Annotated in this window: 12 protein-coding genes; 10 read left to right on the forward strand and 2 right to left on the reverse strand. The window is 61.0% G+C overall.

The features are described from left to right. Window positions 1-150 precede the first annotated feature (150 nt). From infA to eccB, 8 genes are all read left to right on the forward strand, one after another. On the forward strand, window positions 151-369 hold the full coding sequence (gene infA / locus UL81_RS01935) for a translation initiation factor IF-1 (RefSeq protein WP_004566852.1): 219 nt from the start codon (window positions 151-153) through the stop codon (window positions 367-369). 177 nt (window positions 370-546) lie between these two features. After that, window positions 547-915, forward strand: coding sequence for a 30S ribosomal protein S13 (gene rpsM / locus UL81_RS01940; RefSeq protein WP_035106586.1), 369 nt, complete (start codon window positions 547-549; stop codon window positions 913-915). 3 nt (window positions 916-918) lie between these two features. Next, window positions 919-1,323, forward strand: coding sequence for a 30S ribosomal protein S11 (rpsK, locus tag UL81_RS01945; protein ID WP_046453194.1), 405 nt, complete (start codon window positions 919-921; stop codon window positions 1,321-1,323). A gap of 20 nt (window positions 1,324-1,343) precedes the next feature. After that, entirely contained in the window at window positions 1,344-1,949 is a 606-nt protein-coding gene (gene rpsD, locus UL81_RS01950) for a 30S ribosomal protein S4 (RefSeq protein ID WP_046453195.1), read from the forward strand. Between the two features lie 112 nt (window positions 1,950-2,061). Beyond that, window positions 2,062-3,072 (forward strand): DNA-directed RNA polymerase subunit alpha, encoded by a 1,011-nt coding sequence (locus UL81_RS01955; protein WP_035106589.1) that lies wholly within the window; start codon window positions 2,062-2,064, stop codon window positions 3,070-3,072. A 75-nt stretch (window positions 3,073-3,147) separates the two neighbouring features. Continuing rightward, on the forward strand, window positions 3,148-3,639 hold the full coding sequence (gene rplQ / locus UL81_RS01960) for a 50S ribosomal protein L17 (RefSeq protein WP_035106591.1): 492 nt from the start codon (window positions 3,148-3,150) through the stop codon (window positions 3,637-3,639). A 120-nt stretch (window positions 3,640-3,759) separates the two neighbouring features. After that, entirely contained in the window at window positions 3,760-4,626 is an 867-nt protein-coding gene (truA, locus tag UL81_RS01965) for a tRNA pseudouridine(38-40) synthase TruA (protein WP_035106593.1), read from the forward strand. 56 nt (window positions 4,627-4,682) lie between these two features. Further along, window positions 4,683-5,978: a type VII secretion protein EccB gene (gene eccB / locus UL81_RS01970; RefSeq protein WP_035106594.1), complete on the forward strand. Its 1,296-nt coding sequence runs from the start codon at window positions 4,683-4,685 to the stop codon at window positions 5,976-5,978. 43 nt (window positions 5,979-6,021) lie between these two features. Here eccB and UL81_RS01975 read toward each other — a convergent pair whose 3' ends face one another. Both UL81_RS01975 and eccD read right to left on the reverse strand, forming a co-directional pair. Further along, the gene (locus UL81_RS01975; RefSeq protein ID WP_081961538.1) at window positions 6,022-7,182 is read right to left on the reverse strand and encodes a S8 family serine peptidase; all 1,161 of its coding nucleotides are present in this window, start codon (window positions 7,180-7,182) and stop codon (window positions 6,022-6,024) included. Next, the gene (gene eccD / locus UL81_RS01980) at window positions 7,182-8,579 is read right to left on the reverse strand and encodes a type VII secretion integral membrane protein EccD (RefSeq protein WP_035106596.1); all 1,398 of its coding nucleotides are present in this window, start codon (window positions 8,577-8,579) and stop codon (window positions 7,182-7,184) included. Before eccD ends, UL81_RS01975 begins: the two co-directional genes overlap by 1 nt. Window positions 8,580-8,740: 161 nt before the next feature. On the opposite strand from eccD, the gene UL81_RS01985 reads away from it, so the two are divergent. Beyond that, window positions 8,741-12,418, forward strand: coding sequence for a type VII secretion protein EccC (locus UL81_RS01985; protein WP_046453196.1), 3,678 nt, complete (start codon window positions 8,741-8,743; stop codon window positions 12,416-12,418). Window positions 12,419-12,420: 2 nt separating this feature from the next. Continuing rightward, entirely contained in the window at window positions 12,421-13,497 is a 1,077-nt protein-coding gene (locus tag UL81_RS01990) for a type VII secretion-associated protein (RefSeq protein ID WP_052737436.1), read from the forward strand. Window positions 13,498-13,515 lie beyond the last annotated feature (18 nt).

Raw genomic sequence — 13,515 nt, forward strand, 5'->3', positions numbered from 1 at the left:
TTTTTCGTGATCAGTTTGGAAAAATGCCTTGTGCAGCGTATGCTTGGACGGCGGTGTATATAGAGTCGACAAAAGACGCTGTATCACCGCGCAGTAGACTCCCAACATGCAGGTGACAAGAACTTGTCTGTCACCAGAAAAGTAGAGGTTATGGCTAAGGAAGGCGCAATCGAGGTCGAGGGTCGTATTATCGAACCCCTGCCAAACGCAATGTTCCGTGTCGAGTTGGACAACGGACACAAGGTACTTGCTCACATCTCGGGCAAGATGCGTCAGCACTACATTCGCATCCTCCCAGAGGACCGCGTTGTCGTAGAGCTGTCTCCTTACGACCTGACCCGCGGACGCATCGTCTACCGCTACAAGTAAACACTGTAAGCCTCCTTACCCAGGGGCACCTCTGCGTGCCCTTCCCACCTCAGGCAACGGTGGCCTGAGCCCGTGCTACTAAGTAGCCCAATGATCCGGCTCGGTCCGGGCGAAGCGCTGCATGGCGCGGGACGGATAGGGAGAAAACCACCGTAACAACCCGAAAGGACACGCCACATGGCACGTCTAGCTGGTGTTGACCTCCCGCGCAACAAGCGCATGGAGGTCGCTCTCACCTACATCTATGGCATCGGGCCGACCCGTGCCAAGGAACTGCTGGAAAAGACTGGCATTTCTCCTGACCTGCGCACCGACAACCTGGACGATTCCCAGCTGTCGGCGCTGCGTGACGTGATTGAAGCTACCTGGAAGGTCGAGGGTGACCTCCGCCGCCAGGTTCAGGCTGACATCCGCCGCAAGATTGAAATCGGCTGCTACCAGGGTCTGCGCCACCGCCGTGGCCTGCCAGTCCGTGGCCAGCGCACCAAGACCAACGCTCGTACGCGTAAGGGTCCGAAGAAGACGATCGCAGGAAAGAAGAAGTAACCTATGCCTCCAAAGACTCGCTCCGGCGCGCGTCGTTCTGGACGCCGCGTCGTAAAGAAGAATGTGGCCCAGGGCCACGCATACATCAAGTCCACCTTCAACAACACCATCGTGTCGATCACCGACCCGTCCGGTGCTGTTATCTCCTGGGCATCCTCCGGCCACGTCGGCTTCAAGGGTTCCCGCAAGTCCACTCCGTTCGCTGCGCAGATGGCTGCTGAGAACGCTGCTCGCAAGGCAATGGATCATGGCATGAAGAAGGTTGACGTATTCGTCAAGGGTCCGGGCTCCGGCCGCGAGACCGCCATCCGTTCCCTGCAGGCTGCAGGCCTCGAGGTTTCCTCGATTACGGATGCCACCCCTCAGCCGCACAACGGCTGCCGTCCGACCAAGCGCCGCAAGGTCTAGGGAAAGAAAGAGGTAAGAAAATGGCTCGTTATACTGGCCCCGCTACCCGCGTATCCCGCCGTCTGCGCGTTGACCTGGTCGGCGGCGACATGGCATTTGAGCGCCGCCCGTACCCTCCGGGACAGGCTGGCCGCAACCGCATCAAGGAATCTGAGTACCTGCTGCAGCTCCAGGAGAAGCAGAAGGCAAAGTACACCTACGGTGTGCTGGAGCGTCAGTTCCGTCGTTACTACGCCGAGGCTAACCGCCTGCCGGGCAAGACCGGTGACAACCTGGTCGTCCTGCTGGAGTCCCGCCTCGACAACGTGGTCTACCGCGCAGGTCTGGCACGCACCCGTCGTCAGGCTCGCCAGCTGGTGTCCCACGGTCACTTCACCGTGAACGGCAAGAAGATCAACGTTCCTTCCTACAAGGTCACCCAGTACGACATCATCGATGTCCGTGAGCGTTCCCAGAAGATGGAATGGTTCGAAGAGGCACAGGATCGCCTCGTCGATGCCAACGTTCCGGCATGGCTGCAGGTCGTTCCGTCCACCCTGCGCATCCTCGTGCACCAGCTGCCCGAGCGCGCTCAGATCGACGTTCCGCTGCAGGAGCAGCTCATCGTCGAGCTTTACTCGAAGTAAACCGGCCTTGCATGCGGCCTTACGGTCGCGTGCTACAGCCTGGATTTATTTCCTACTTCACTTATAACCCTCTACCGGCGTCATATAGCGGTCGCCGAAAAGGAGAATTTCAATGCTCATTTCCCAGCGCCCTCAGCTTACTGAGGAGTTTATCGACTCGTCTCGTTCGAAGTTCGTCATCGAACCGCTCGAGCCGGGCTTCGGTTACACCCTCGGTAACTCCCTGCGTCGCACCCTGCTGTCGTCCATCCCGGGCGCCGCAGTGACTTCCGTCAAGATCGATGGTGTACTCCACGAGTTCACCACCATCAACGGTGTGAAGGAGGATGTCTCCGAGATCATCCTCAACATCAAGGGACTGGTTCTTTCCTCCGACTCTGACGAGCCGGTGGTTATGTACTTGAACAAGGAAGGCCCGGGTGTTGTTACCGCTGGTGACATCCAGCCGCCAGCAGGCGTAGAGATCCACAACCCGGATCTGTACATCTGCTCTTTGAACGACACCGCAAAGCTGGATATGGAGCTCGTCGTTGAGCGCGGCCGTGGCTACGTGCCGGCTGCACCAACCTCCGGGGAAATCGGCCGCATCCCGGTCGACCAGATCTACTCCCCGGTGCTCAAGGTCTCTTACAAGGTCGAGGCAACTCGTGTTGAGCAGCGCACCGACTTTGACAAGCTGATCATCGACGTTGAGACCAAGAACTCGATTTCTGCTCGCGATGCCCTGGCTTCTGCCGGCGGCACCCTGGTCGAACTCTTCGGCTTGGCGCGTGAGCTGAACACTGCATCCGAGGGCATCGAGATTGGCCCGTCTCCGCAGGAGACCGAGTACATCGCTGCTTACGGCATGCAGATCGAGGACCTGAACTTCTCCGTTCGTTCCTACAACTGCCTGAAGCGTCAGGAAATCCACACCGTCGGTGAGCTTGCTGAGTGCACCGAATCCGACCTGCTGGATATCCGTAACTTCGGCCAGAAGTCGATCAACGAGGTAAAGATCAAGCTGGCTAACCTGGGCCTGGCTCTCAAGGACACCCCTGAGGACTTCGACCCAACCCAGCTCGAGGGTTATGACGCAGAAACCGGTGACTTCAAGGACCCGGCTGCAGAAGATTCTGAGTAATTAAGCACCTGTGAATAGCGGGAATGTTTATTCATCCCGCGCGCTCACCTTTTACCCGTACACGAGGAGTACATAATGCCAACCCCTAAGAAGGGTGCCCGTCTCGGCGGCTCCGCGGCTCAGCAGCGTCACCTGCTGAGCAACCTGGCCGTTAACCTGTTCGAGCACGGCGCTATCAAGACCACCGACGCTAAGGCGAAGATGCTTCGTCCTTACGCCGAGAAGATCATCACCAAGGCGAAGTCCGGCTCCCTGGCTGACCGTCGCGCAGTGCTGAAGCTCATCCCGCACAAGGATGTTGTTGCGCACCTGTTCGAGGAGCTGGGCCCGCAGTTCGCTAACCGCGATGGTGGCTACACCCGCATCATCAAGCTGGACAACCGTACCGGCGACAACGCTCCGATGTCCCAGATTTCCCTGGTGACCGAGGAGACCGTTACCGCTGAGGCTAACCGCGCAACCCGCGCTGCTGCCTCCAAGGCTGCAGAGGAAGAAAAGGCCGAGGAGACCCCGGCTGAGGAAACCGCTGCAGAAGAGTCCAAGGAAGAGTCCACCGAGGAGAAGTAAAAACTTCCCCGGAGTAACTCTCCCGACTTTTCGAAACCCCGTTCCTTCCCACGTGGAAGGGGCGGGGTTTCGCCTTACCCACACCAATAACCACCACACCGAAAGGTAAAATCAACGCCCATGACTGATACCGTGCGCCTGCGACTCGACTTGGCCTATGACGGCACTGACTTTCACGGTTGGGCCCGCCAGAAAGGTGACCTGCGCACGGTTCAACAGGTCCTGGAGGACAACTTAAGCCTCATCCTGCGCCAGCCCATTGAACTTACTGTTGCTGGCCGCACGGATGCTGGCGTGCATGCCGCCGGGCAGGTCGCCCACTTCGACATTGATTCGGAAGGGCTCAATCAGCGCTCTATCGATGGCGATCCCACCCGCTTGGTCCGCCGCTTAGGACGCATGCTGCCTGACGATGTCCGCGTCCACCACGTCGACTACGCCCCCGAAGGCTTCGACGCCCGCTTTTCTGCTTTACGACGCCACTACATCTACCGGCTCAGCACCCACCCGGCAGGACCACTGCCCACCCGCGTACGCGATACCGCGCACTGGCCCAAGCCACTGGATGTCAACAAATTACAAGAAGCCGCCACCACTTTGGTGGGCCTTCATGATTTCGCTGGTTTCTGCAAAGCCAAGCCGAATGCCACCACCGTGCGCGACCTCGAGGAGTTCGAGTGGCGGGACATCTCCACTCCCACCGAGCCACAGCTGTATGAAGCCCACGTCGTCGCCGATGCCTTCTGCTGGTCCATGGTCCGCTCCCTGGTCGGGTGCTGCGCCCGCGTGGGCGAAGGTCGCCGTGACGTCGACTTCGCTGCTGCCATGCTGCAAGAAACCCAGCGCTCTTCCCAAATCCCGGTTGCTCCAGCTAACGGTCTGAGCCTTGTTGCCGTCGACTACCCGGATGACAAAGACTTAGCCGCCCGCGCGGAAGTTACCCGCGATAAGCGCTCTCCAGTGGCGAAGCCTGACGACGTGTCATAGTCTGTGCGCAGCAGTTTCCGTAGGGGGTACGGAAACACCAACTTCAAGGGGGATCCATGGCGCGTGCGCTGCCAACGACAAAAGCACAGGTAACCGGGCATAAGTTTCTCGTTCGCCGCGTCGAACATGGTCTGGTCTTCGGCGATATTCGCATGATTCATGACCCACTGGCCAAACGCAGCCGGGCCCTGCTCATTGGCATCGTTGCCGTCGTTCTCGTGGGCCTGGGCGCCGGCCTGCTCGCCTGGTTGCAGCCGAATCCACGTCCCGGCGAAGCACCCATCGTGCGCTCGGCCCAGGGCCAGCTCTTCGTGCTTGTCGACGACTCCTACCACCCCGTGTCCAACCTCAGCTCCGCCCGCATCATCGCTGGGGATACCGCACCTGCTGCAGAAATCGGTGATGAGCACCTCGCGCAATCCCAACTAGGATTCCCACTCGGCATCGAAGATGCACCCGGCTTCCTCGCACCCGAACCTGGCCAACCCGACACCCAATGGGCAGCCTGCTTTGCTGGCACCGAAGACAACCCCGAAGGCAACAGCACCAGCGGTATTAGCGACGAAGTCATCGATGAAGGTGAAGTAATCGTGCTTGCCGACCCACCCCAGGACCTCCTGGGCGATACCCGCGGCGCGGTCGTCGAGGCAGACGACAAGCAATGGTTGCTCAGCGGTGAAGGGCGCATTCTACTTCCGGAGGCCACCAGCACCCAAGGCCGCGTCCTGCGCCGCGGACTCGGGGTCGAAGAAGACACTCCCGTCTGGCCACTGCCGGTCGAACTTCTCAACACCATCGAGGAACTCCCACAGTTCAGCTTCCCCGGTGAAGCACCCGACATCATCGATACCGGTCAAGGCCTCTGGGCCCGCAGCAGCGACGGTGTCGTCGAAGTCACCGAATCCCAAACTGAGATGCTGCGCGGCTACGGTGCCAAATCCACCACCGCTGACCCGAAGGAAGTAGCAGCGCTTTCCGATGCCACCGCCAACTTCCACCTGCCAGAACAGCCACTGGATTTCCTGAGCGAAGACGAAGGCTGGCTCTGCGGCGATTCCGAAGGCCGACCCACCCTGGTTGCACCCCAAGGCGGCACTGTCGAACTGTCCGGCGACAGCGTTGCCGATCGTTTCGGTGGCCTCGACGAAGGCGGCGTCGGAGTGGACACTGGTCACGGCTACCATGTCGTCTCCGCTACCGGCCAGCGTCATAGCGTCCCCGATCCATTGGTACTTGAAGCGCTGGGCACCGGCATCGGCGCCGAAGCACCGTGGTCCATCGTGCGACTACTTCCCGAAGGCAGCGAACTCGCACGAGCCCGCGCACTAGCCGCGCCAAGCAGCGACGGGTAAGCACCTTCGCTGCTCGGCAGAGTCGGTGCTTTCGGCACCGCGCCTAGCGACGGCGCAGGCCGCGCCAGATAGCCGCTAGTCCCAACAGCACTGCGCAGCCTGCTGCGATAATTCCCGCCCGGTGGCGAGCGACGTTGGATTCTTGAACGGCGGGACGCAGTTGCAGTGCCTCTTCTTCGACGGCATAGTCTGCTGGTTGATGGCTAAGCGTTGCCAGCGGATCGATGACACCGTGGCCGGGTTCGGCAGCGGATAACAATAATTCGCGCAGTTCGGCTGGGCTGGCATCGGGATGACGCTCGGCAAGTATTGCCGAGGTTCCGCTGACGATGGGTGCGGCAAAAGACGTGCCATGGAATTCGGCGTCTTCGTGGCCAGCACCTTGAGGCATAGATTTCGCAGTGGCCCAGCCTTGGGGACTTAATCCCAATGGAACATGTCCGGGTGCAACCACGCCGTCGGCGGAAATCGAATACTCCGCTAGGTCGTAGTCATTAGCCATCGCACCCACTGCGAGCACCGTGTCGAGCGCGGCCGGGTAGACGATGTCACTGGCTTGGCAACCAGCTTCGGCGGCATTGCCGGAGGCAGCAACGATCAGTGCCCCTTTATCTTCGGCACGCCCTGCGGCGTGATGGAGAGGGGAGAGGTCGACGGCATCGTTAAGTTCCTGCGGCACACAGGAGACCACCGAGACGTTAATGATGTCAGCGTCATGGTCAACGGCGTCGTGAATGGCATCGGCCAAGGTCGCCACAGAACCGGCACCAGCGATGGCTTCTTCCTCTTCGTTGTCTGGCTGCCGATAGTGGGCGCTGGATTGGCGAATCGAGCGCAGCTGCGCATCAGGTGCAAGACCTAGGTCTTTGCTGCCGATGATGCCGGCGACCACGGTCCCGTGGACATCGCAATCGAAGTGTGGGTCGGCATCGTCAGGCGTGACAAAGTCGGCACCACCTTCCAGCTTGCGTAGTTGTTCATGCTGAGCAACGCCGGTATCAATGACTGCGACTTTGACGTCCTTACCGGTTGCAAGCGAGTGCAAGCGTTCGCGGTATTCGCGTTGCTCAGAGGTCGGTTGTGGTCCGGTGCTGCTGCGCTTGCCGATGGCACACTCAGTATCCGGTTCGGTGGCATGTGAAATTACGGGCGTACAGACGAGTAGAGCAGTGGTTGTCAGACCTAGTGCGAGGTGTCGACGCATTAGCCCAGCCCCCGAATCAGCAGGAAGATGCCTGCCAGGTGGGCACTTAGTGGCAGACAGGCGGCGATGGCGAGTGCTTCGAGGCGTTCGCACCAGACGATGGTGGTGGGTTCCCACTGTGGGATAAAGCGTGCCCACAGGGGCAGGCTGATGATCGCGGCGAGGATGGCGAAGGCGATAAGTGCCATGGCCCAGGTACCGAATCCGGGATCGGAAGTGCTAGACCAGGTGAGTGCGGCAAGTAGGCATAGGGCGAGGCAGCAGGCCATCGCTAAGCACATCAGCGCGATGCTGGCATAAGCACGTCCCTGGCGCCCGGCGTGCAGGATGACGGCGCCGGTCAGGGCCACGATAAGGGCAAACGCAAAGCCGGTTCCCGCATGGGCGGTGCCCACCAGAGTGGCGAGTGGGGAGCCCGGGTCGGCGGTACCAGTCAGTGCCAGGAGGAATACGGCGGCGCTACCGACAGCGGCCATGCCCAGGCAGATGCCGTCGTAGATGCACCCGGCGCGCCGGGCGCGGTCATCCACGTCGGGTTGGGTGCTATCGGAGACTGCCAGGTCCTGGCCGGCGGTGGGAAGCTGCGGAACTTTGAGTCCGGCAAGTCGAGTGCTTAAACCTGGTGCAGTGGCTAGCAGGATGACCAGGGTGGCAAGGGTGAGTGCGGCCGCGGCGATGCCGGGGGAGTCTTGCGTGCCAGGGCCGGGCAGGAAGAAACCTAGGGCGGCGGGAATAGTGAGTGCGACCAGTGTGAGTGCGGTGGCGGTAATCCGGGGTGTGGAGCGCTGCGTGAGATGGAGTGCGACCGTGCCCGTGACTAGGCAGCTGATGGAAGCGGCGGTGGCTAGGGGGACATCGTCAAGCGTGGGCCCTACTGCCAGCCAACCCGAGACCGTGCAGCCCAAGAGGAACAGGCAGGTGTAGGCGGCGTGGCTACGCCACAGGGCCAGTAACAGGCAGGCAAAGGTCGCTGCAGCCACGGCACCCACGGGAGGCAAGAAAGCGCAGGCCAGCACGATAAGCCCGGCCATGCCCGCAATGGACCACCAGGTGGGTAATTGGCCCAGGTGTGCTTCGGCGGCATCGTGAGCTAATGCTTCAGCAGCATCGCGGATCACCGGTGCCGGGGTGGGTTCTTCCGGGCGCAGAATGAGGATGCTGGCTTCTTGCAGGCCAGTTTGATGGAGCGGGGTAGTCATATCGATAGCTCGCCCGCCAACCGTGGTGACCTTCCAGGTCTTGGTCAGGCTGGGCACCGAGAGTAAGTCCATGACCTCGCCGAGTAATTCACCGATGCTGGAGGTAGCAGGTAAGGCCAGGTCGGCTTCTTTGTAGTAATCACCGACGTGGAAACGAAATGTTAAACGGATGCTATGGGTGGCAAAAGCCGCGGTCATGGTGAATTTTCCCCCGAAAATAGTGTTGGTTGTTGGGCTGTCCCCCTTGCCCAATGTGGTTCATTGTGGCTTACTTGTGGCTACGTGTCCACCGCGGCGCGGGGAAACTTCCGGCAGGGGGCCGGTGGGGCGCTGCGGGGAAGATTCGGGGAGGTATGCCCATGCTGGGGCTAGATTCACAACGCGTTGTTAGCCCGCGCGTGCACAGTCAGCGGGTGCCAGCACCGCCATTGCCGACTGCAAGCTTGGAGGCAGAACCGGTACCAGAAGCCGCGCGTCCGCAGCCGGTGCCGTTGATTCGGTTGGTTCTGCCCATCGTCATGGTGGTGGCCATGGTTGGCATGGTGGCACTGTTGGTGCTGGGTGCGGGCCCGGATCGGCAGATCAGCCCAATGATGTTGCTGTTTCCGCTGATGATGCTGGCCAGCGTATTTATGATGTTCAACCCGCAATCCAGCAGCGAGGACCCGGATGAAACCCGGCGGACCTACGTGCGGCACTTAAAGGCCCTGCGTGCCAAGGCTTTGGAACATGGCCAGCGCCAGCGCGAACACGAGGAATACCGCAATCCACCGCCCGGGGAGGTTGCCGCCTTGGTGGGCAGTGAGCGGATGTGGGAGCGCGCCGGGGAGGACCCGGATGCCTTGGAAGTCCGCGTCGGTACGGGGCCTGCGGCGTTGTGCACCCCGGTGCAGGTGCCCGATTCCGGTGCCGCAGAAGACCTCGACCCGGTGTGTGCGGTCAGTTTGCGTCAGGTCATCAATGCCGTGGGCACGCTGCCGGATATGCCCGTGATTATTCAGTTGCAAGCCTTTCGCTTTCTGGGCATTACTGGCGATGGTGCCCGGGAACTAGCCCGCGCCATGGTCGCCCAGCTCACCGTCGCCCATGGCCCCGAAACCGTCGGGGTGGAGGCCATCGGTAAAAGCTGGGAGTGGCTGAAATGGTTGCCGCATGCCCGGGAACCGGACAAGGCGCGCTTTCGCATCATCATTGTCGATAACGTGCCTACCACCGGCGTGGAGGAGTTCCTCGATGACCCGACGGTGACCACGATTATCGATGTCGGCTCCCAACCCAACTCAGCGCTGGGCATCCGTGCTGAGCAGGAAGGATTGTGCCTGCGTGCGGAGGAAGGCCTGCATGTGGTCACTGCGGCCGGAGAGGAATCCTTAGGCGCGGTCGACGAACTAGATGAGGCTTCCGCGGTGTTGCTGGCGCGTTCCCTGGCCAGTTTCCGCCGCCCCGAAGAACAGGCCACCCGCAGCCGCGTTGGCTCCGACCTGTTGGGCCTGCTTGGTTACCGCGATATTGCAGAGCTTTCCGATGCCACCATGTGGCCCGGCCGCAGCCCCGAAGAACGCCTCCGGGTGCCCATCGGCATTGAGCCTTCCGGCCAACCCGTCATGTTGGATTTGAAGGAATCCGCCCACGGCGGCATGGGCCCGCACGGCTTGTGCATCGGGGCAACGGGTTCAGGCAAGTCTGAGCTACTCAGGAGCTTGGTGACCTCCCTGGTGGCCACCCACAGCCCGGATGAACTCAACCTCGTACTCGTTGACTTCAAAGGTGGCGCGACCTTCTTAGGCTGCGAATCGCTCCCGCATACCGCCGCGGTGATTACGAACCTCGAAGACGAAGCTCCCCTCGTGGAGCGCATGTGCGATGCCATTTCTGGTGAGATGAACCGCCGCCAGGAACTACTGCGCAAGGCAGGCAACTTCGCCAACGTCGGTGACTTCAACGCTGATGCCGATGCCGTGGCGGACTTCGGCCCCTTACCCGCGCTGGTCATCGTGGTCGATGAGTTCTCCGAACTACTTGGCCAGCACCCCGACTTCGCCGAACTCTTCGTGGCCGTTGGTCGTCTGGGTCGCTCTCTCCACGTCCATCTCCTGCTTGCCTCCCAACGCCTGGAGGAAGGCCGTCTGCGCGGATTGGACTCGCACTTGTCCTACCGCATTGGTCTCAAGACCTTCTCCGCGGGCGAATCCCGGCAGGTTCTCGGCGTGACCGATGCCTATCATCTGCCCGCGAAACCTGGCTCGGGTTACTTAAAAACCGATGCCGAAGAACTCGTGCGCATGCAGGCTAGCTACGTCTCCGGACCACTCGCGCGCCGGGTTGGCGCAACTGCCAGCGGGCACAGCAGCCGCCGCGTGGAAATCTTCAACAGCTGGTCCACCCGCACCACTGAAGAAGGTCCCGCGGTGGAGCTGGATCATTCCACCACGCTTCTCGATGCCGTCGTGGCCGCCGCAGCCAGCACAGCCCAGCTGCGTGAACAATCTGCACACCAAATTTGGTTGCCACCACTACCTGACGTCGTCGAACTACCGACCGTGGTCGCACCAGTGATGGATAAACTCCACGGCCTCAACGCCGCCATCGCCTTGATTGACCGCCCCTACCGGCAACGCCAGGACCCATTGATTCTCGACCTGAATTCCTCGGGTGGTCACCTGGCTATCTGTGGCGGACCGCAGTCCGGTAAGTCCGGTGCGCTGCGCACCCTCACCGCCAGCTTGGCCGCGACCTGCAGTCCCGATGACGTGCGTTTCTACGCCATCGATCTCGGCGGCGGTCAGCTGTCCACGCTGGAACGACTCCCACACGTGGCCGGTGTTGCCGGACGCGGGGAAGCAGAAAAGATTCGCCGCATTGTCGATGAAATCGCCGGATTTATCCGCCGCCCCGAAGCGCGTGCGACCTTCCTGCTCATTGACGGCTGGCACCATATCGGAACTACGAGTGCTGAGTTCGAAGACTTGGCCGAACCCATCGCCGATTTGGTTGCCGATGGTCCTTCTGCCGGAATCCACGTCATCATCACCACTCCACGTTGGACGGCACTGCGGCCTGCCATTCGTGACCTGATTTCCCAGCGCCTCGAACTACGCCTCGGCGAAGCAATGGACTCGCTTATCGACCGCAAAGCCCAACTCAAACTTCCCGCCCGCCCCGGTGCCGGTTTGAACCAAGATGCTGAGGTGCTTGCCATCGCGCACACATCCAACCAGGACTTAGCCCACATCTGTTCCTTGCACGCGAATGCTGAGCCAGTTCCGGCTCTGAAGATGATCCCGGCCGTGCTCAACACCGTCCCGGCGGTCGACGAAGGCATCGCCCTTGGTATCGGCGGCCCGGACTTGGATGCAGTCGCCTGGAATCCCGCGACTGACCCGCACGTGGTCTGCGTGGGCTCCCAAGGTTCGGGCAAGTCCAACACCCTGGCCACCATCATGGCTGGGATCAGCGCGCTTCCGCGCGACGAAGCCCGTTTGGTGGTCATCGACGAAAGGCGTGCCCACCTGGGCACTCTGGATGAAGAGATGGTGGCGGCCTATGCGGCGACATCGTCAGCGACGCAATCCGCACTCAACGACACCGCGCACACGCTGCGCTCCCGTCTTCCTGGCCCCGATATCACCGCTGCCGAACTAGCAGCGCGCAGCTGGTGGGAAGGCCCAGAAATCTACATCGTCATCGACGACCTGGAACTGGTCAACGACATGGCACTAGCCCCGCTGGTGGAATTGATGCCGCATGCACGCGATATCGGCATGCATGTTATCGCCGCCCGTAAATCCGGTGGCATCGGTCGGGCCCTCTACGGCCAATTCCTCTCGGCACTGCGCGACGGCCAACCCGCCGTCCTTCTGCATGACGCCGATAGGGAAGAAGGCGCCATCTTCGGCATCAAACCCACACCACAACCACCGGGACGTGCGCACTACAGCCTGCGCGGTAGCTCCCAAGGACTGGTGCAGGTCGCAATCCATGACAGCGACGTGGAAAACGAAGACAACGCCGACAACGAAGAAGACAAGGACGCATAACCATGACCACTGTGACCATTACCGTTCTCGATGCCGCGACCGTCTTCGAAGGTCCCGAAACCGTCTACCGTTATGACCTGCCCGGCACCGGCATCGTCGAAGGATGGGCGCTCGAAGACACCATCCAACAGGCCGAGAAAATCTGCGGCGAGAACTGGCCCGATGTCGACGCCGAAGTCATCGCCGACCCCTCCGTCACTGAAGCCTCCATCGAAGCCGTCACCATCCTGGAACGCCAGCTTTCTGCCGCAGGCGTCAGCGTGACTGCCCAACAACCAGTGGCAACAGCAAGTGCCGTCGACACCGAAACGCCGCCCACCACAGCGGTTACTCCTGTTGTCGACGCAGCCGACAACCCACCACTGCACACTGCCGCGAGCACCGAGCTTTCCGATGCCCACGAGCCTGGCCCCGCTCATGCCTTGCGCGAACCACCACTCAAGCAACGTGTGCTGCGCAGCGTGTCCTGGATTGATCCTTTCCACGTGATCATCGCTGCGGTCATCCTGGCAGTAGTGGGCGTGTCCTGGTGGGCCATGCGCAACGACGGCGATACTGCGGCTGCCACGGATTCCTCCTTGGCTGCCGTCAGCGAGGAGCGCCCAGAATCATCAGAACAAGACCCTGAACAAGCACCAAACAAACCCGCGGAGACTTCCGACATCGAAGTCGAAGGGCTCAGAGTGACTCTGCCCGCAGGGTTTCGCACGAGCATCGACGATGGGCTGATTACCGCAACCGGTGGGGATCCGAATTTGCGCGTGCTGTTAGCTGCGGACCCGCTCTACAACGTGCCTGCCGATGCCTTGTTTGCCGAGATCAAATCAGAAGTCGACAAAGACGACGAACTTCACGGTGCCGAAGAAGAAGCAGGGAAGCTGCGCTACAGCGAAAAGCCGAAGGGTGATGAATCCGTGGTCACCTGGACCACGTGGGTTGATGACGATGAGCAACTTTCAGTCGGTTGCCATACGCGCGTGGAACCAACGACTCCACAAAACGCTGCTTGCCGCATGGCTGTTGACAGCCTCGAAAGGGTCTCTCAGCAGGGCGAAGCTAAAGAAGAAGACAAAGACTAGAAAAAGTTTGGAACTTTC

It is taken from the genome of Corynebacterium camporealensis, from assembly GCF_000980815.1.
Taxonomy (GTDB): Bacteria; Actinomycetota; Actinomycetes; order Mycobacteriales; family Mycobacteriaceae; genus Corynebacterium; species Corynebacterium camporealense.

Excerpts from the sequence above, each read along its gene's own strand:
- infA (WP_004566852.1), top strand. The coding sequence starts at position 151 with ATGGCTAAGGAAGGCGCAATCGAGGTCGAGGGTCGTATTATCGAACCC.
- rpsM (WP_035106586.1), top strand. The coding sequence starts at position 547 with ATGGCACGTCTAGCTGGTGTTGACCTCCCGCGCAACAAGCGCATGGAG.
- rpsK (WP_046453194.1), top strand. The coding sequence starts at position 919 with ATGCCTCCAAAGACTCGCTCCGGCGCGCGTCGTTCTGGACGCCGCGTC.
- rpsD (WP_046453195.1), top strand. The coding sequence starts at position 1,344 with ATGGCTCGTTATACTGGCCCCGCTACCCGCGTATCCCGCCGTCTGCGC.
- UL81_RS01955 (WP_035106589.1), top strand. The coding sequence starts at position 2,062 with ATGCTCATTTCCCAGCGCCCTCAGCTTACTGAGGAGTTTATCGACTCG.
- rplQ (WP_035106591.1), top strand. The coding sequence starts at position 3,148 with ATGCCAACCCCTAAGAAGGGTGCCCGTCTCGGCGGCTCCGCGGCTCAG.
- truA (WP_035106593.1), top strand. The coding sequence starts at position 3,760 with ATGACTGATACCGTGCGCCTGCGACTCGACTTGGCCTATGACGGCACT.
- eccB (WP_035106594.1), top strand. The coding sequence starts at position 4,683 with ATGGCGCGTGCGCTGCCAACGACAAAAGCACAGGTAACCGGGCATAAG.
- UL81_RS01975 (WP_081961538.1), bottom strand. The coding sequence starts at position 7,182 with ATGCGTCGACACCTCGCACTAGGTCTGACAACCACTGCTCTACTCGTC.
- eccD (WP_035106596.1), bottom strand. The coding sequence starts at position 8,579 with ATGACCGCGGCTTTTGCCACCCATAGCATCCGTTTAACATTTCGTTTC.
- UL81_RS01985 (WP_046453196.1), top strand. The coding sequence starts at position 8,741 with ATGCTGGGGCTAGATTCACAACGCGTTGTTAGCCCGCGCGTGCACAGT.
- UL81_RS01990 (WP_052737436.1), top strand. The coding sequence starts at position 12,421 with ATGACCACTGTGACCATTACCGTTCTCGATGCCGCGACCGTCTTCGAA.